The sequence below is a fragment of the Ferrovum myxofaciens genome (assembly GCF_000735045.1).
Taxonomy (GTDB): Bacteria; Pseudomonadota; Gammaproteobacteria; order Burkholderiales; family Ferrovaceae; genus Ferrovum; species Ferrovum myxofaciens.
On the sequence record NZ_JPOQ01000105.1, the window covers coordinates 1 to 265 of the forward strand.

Here is a 265-nt window from a genome sequence, read left to right on the forward strand (position 1 = left end):
CCGTGAACCTGGATCTCCAGTATCAGAAACGCCATCCTCATCATTTCTATTCATTACAGCTCCCTCATTCATCTATGCCACAAGATCCCCGGTCGGGCTACCGGTCATGATTCCAATGTACGCAGACAAAGCCTCACCTAATACAATGCCTTCGTTGGTAATGTCGTATAACCGGATGTCCTTGCTGTGCTGGCTGCCGCGGACTTTGACGACCGAGATGACGCGTTTGAATTGGCCCGAGATTTCGACATAACGCTGCACGATG

At 50.6% G+C, this 265-nt stretch carries 1 protein-coding gene; it reads right to left on the reverse strand.

Annotation, left to right across the window (positions count from 1 at the left end; genetic code table 11):
- Positions 1-72 precede the first annotated feature (72 nt).
- On the reverse strand, positions 73-265 hold a 193-nt coding region (locus IV91_RS15930), incomplete at its 5' end, for an ATPase domain-containing protein (protein ID WP_035417890.1).